General features: G+C 62.5%; 3 protein-coding genes. All 3 read left to right on the forward strand.

Going from position 1 to position 3,308, the window contains the following annotated elements; translation table 11 throughout:
• Nucleotides 1-847, forward strand: an 847-nt coding sequence (locus AC1D0Z_RS18250; RefSeq protein ID WP_477659615.1) for an RluA family pseudouridine synthase, incomplete at its 5' end; no start/stop codon positions are given.
• A 121-nt stretch (nt 848-968) separates the two neighbouring features.
• Complete coding sequence (gene scpB / locus AC1D0Z_RS18255) at nt 969-1,736, forward strand: SMC-Scp complex subunit ScpB (protein WP_477659616.1); 768 nt, start codon at nt 969-971, stop codon at nt 1,734-1,736.
• A 4-nt stretch (nt 1,737-1,740) separates the two neighbouring features.
• The coding region (locus AC1D0Z_RS18260) for a pseudouridine synthase (protein WP_477659617.1) at nt 1,741-3,308 on the forward strand (1,568 nt) is incomplete at its 3' end.

Below are 3,308 nucleotides of genomic sequence, written 5' to 3' on the forward strand. Positions count from 1 at the left end.
CACCTATCTCCAGCAACTCATTGAAGCCGGGGTTGTCAAACTGGGCGGTGTGCCAGTGACCAAGGCTTCGACCAAAGTCAAGGCCGGCGACGAGCTTCTGATCGAGCTACGGCCCACGCCGCAGAGCCAGGCCTTCAAGCCGGAGGCCATAACGCTGGACATCGTATTCCAAGACGCTCACCTGATGGTGATCAACAAGCCGGCGGGGCTGGTGGTGCACCCGGCCCCCGGCAACTGGAGCGGGACCTTGCTCAACGGTTTGCTGGCACATGACGCGCAGGCCGTATTCCTGCCGCGTGCCGGCATCGTCCACCGTTTGGACAAGGACACCAGTGGCCTGATGGTGGTCGCCCGCCAGCGAACCGTGATGGACCAGCTGGTCGGCTTGATCGCCGCGCGTGAGGTGAGCCGGGAGTATGTGGCTTTGGCTCACGGGGCCTGGCAGGGCGCAAAGACCCGCCAGGTCGATGCCCCCATTGGCCGCGACCCGCGCAACCGGCTGCGCATGGCGGTGGTTGACCTGGAGAAAAACGCCGGCAAGACGGCCTCCACCGTGATCTCGCTGCTGCAAACCGCCGGCAAGCATTGCCTGGTGAAGTGCAAGCTACACACGGGGCGGACCCACCAGATTCGGGTTCATATGGCATTTCTCGGGCATCCGCTGGTATCGGACGACCTCTATGGCGGGGCGCCCGCCGCGGGACTGGGCCGCCAGGGTCTACACGCCTGTCGGTTGGCCTTTGAGCACCCTGTGACCGGCGAAGCCATGGAGTTCAAGTCCGCGCTTCCCGTCGACCTGCAGGCCGCTGTGGGCAGTTTGGGGCTGATATACAATCAAATTCAGTAGTTTTCAGCTACCTGCACCATGGCTCCTGACAGGAGATTGCGCATGGATGCATGCGCGAACTAGCGCCGAGCCCACGTTTTCCCGGCCTTTTTTTCCGCCCTTTTTCGGAACGACCACAATCATGAATACGACGGATGCGAAGCGCGTCCTCGAAACAGCACTTATTTGCGCGCAGCAACCGCTGCCGTTGCGTGAAATGGGTGTCCTGTTCAACGGGGTATTGACAGCCGACAGCCTCAAGCTGGTGCTTGAAGAGTTGCAAAACGATTGGTCTGGCCGTGGCGTGGAACTTGTTCACGTGGCAACAGGCTGGCGTTTTCAAAGCAGGCCTCAAATGCGTGAGTATCTGGATCGGCTGCATCCTGAAAAGCCTCCCCGCTACAGCCGCGCAACATTGGAGACGCTGGCCATCATTGCCTATCGTCAGCCCGTGACGCGTGGCGACATGGAAGATATTCGGGGGGTCACGATCAACAGCATGATCCTCAAGCAGCTCGAAGACCGGGGATGGGTCGAAGTAATCGGGCATCGTGAGACCGTCGGCCGTCCTGCGCTTTATGCAACTACCCGGCAGTTTCTTGACGATCTTGGTGTCGAGTCACTGGACCAGCTTCCCGTCATGGATAACAGTCCGAATCAGCTTCCGATGCTCGAGCAAATCGAGTTTGGCATCTCCGAGCTGGCGGGCAAGCCCGGTATGGATGGCGCAGATATTGATCTGTCGGGAGCTGTTGAATCTGAGCTGGTACCCGGTACAGCTGAGGCGCTTGAGGCAGATGAGATAGCCGAGATCCAGACCGAGTTCAYGCAACCGGAAGTTATCAATCACGGTGACACCGAATCTCTTGAGAACAACGAGACCGGTGGCGATGAGCCCACACGAATGTAAAACCATGACTGAACAAGACCCTCCTGCTACCGAATCTGGGGACATGCCTCGTGAGCCTCACGACAAGGTGCTCATAGAGCGCCAAGCCGTGCAGGATATGCCGAAAGCAATGGCATCCGCCGAGCCCGGATCCGTTCAGGTCGACCGTACTCCGGCGCCGCGGCCTTCCGCTGGCCGCAATGCCCCTGTGCCGGGTGCCATCCGCTTTGAAGACGTCGTGACGGGGCAGTTCGACGCTGATGAGGAGGACGTTGCCTTAGCGCTACCAAAGCGCGTGTTGAGCCCTCAGCCCGAAACCCCTAAGCTCCACAAGGTGCTTGCGCAGGCGGGGCTTGGTTCCCGGCTGGAGATGGAGCAACTGATACTGGAGGGGAGAATCTCGGTCAACGCCGAGCCCGCTCATATCGGGCAACGTATCCAGTTCGGCGATACGGTCAAAGTCAATGGCAAGCCGATCCGGGTTCGTATCGATCCACCGCCGCCGCGGGTGATTGCCTACCACAAGCCCACCGGCGAGGTCGTCACACATGACGATCCCCAGAACCGCCCGACTGTCTTTCGCCGACTGCCCAAGCTTTTTCAGGGAAAGTGGCAGTCGGTGGGGCGCCTTGACCTGAATACCGAAGGCCTGCTGCTGCTGACCAGCTCCGGCGAGCTGGCCAACAAGCTGATGCACCCACGCTTCGGCCTGGAGCGCGAATACGCGGTTCGGGTGCTGGGCGCCCTGAACAACGAAGAGAAAAAACGGCTGCTCGAAGGCGTAAATCTGGATGACGGCGTGGCCCAGTTCAGCTCCATTGAGGCTGGCGGAGGAGAAGGTGCCAACTGTTGGTACCGAGTCACCATCTCCGAGGGCCGCAATCGCGAAGTACGGCGTATGTTTGAGGCTGTTGGCCACGCCGTCAGCCGCCTGATCCGCATCCGCTACGGCGCCATGGTGTTGCCGCGCGGCCTCAAGCGCGGTGCGTTTGTCGAACTGGACGAGCGCGATATCTGGGCTTTGACCAGCGCGCTGACGCGTTCCGAATCCCGCGCCGACCCCCGTGCGGCCGCTGCAAATGCGCAGGCAGGCGCGCCGGGGGGCGAGGGCGGCGAACAGCGCCAGGGTCGAGGTCCACGCGGGAACGATCGGCCACGCGGTGGGCGCGACCGGTTTGCCGCATCGACGGCCGATATGAACCCCGCTAATGCCCCGCCGCAGGACGGCGCCGAGCAAGAGCCTGATGATTCGCAGCCGCCGCTTCCGCGCAACGATTCTGCGCCACGAGGCAGCCGGCGCCGCGGTGGAAAAGGCCGCGGGCAGGGCGGCAATGCCGGTCCCGGCCCCCGTAGCGGCCCGCCTCCTGGCAGCGGCATGCAGGGGCAAAAACGGCGTAATGACCGCAGTGACCGCGGCGACAAGCTACCCGGCGGAGCCCAGCCCGATCCCATGAAAACATCGTTTGGCTATATCGGCGCGGACACATTCACGCGGCAACGCCAGGGACAGGGACAACAGCGCCGCGGGGGATCGGGCATGGGCGGCGGCAACAATGCTGGCGGCCAGCGCCGTGGCGGTGGCGGGGGAGGCGG

This window comes from Polaromonas sp. P1_E3 (assembly GCF_056405935.1).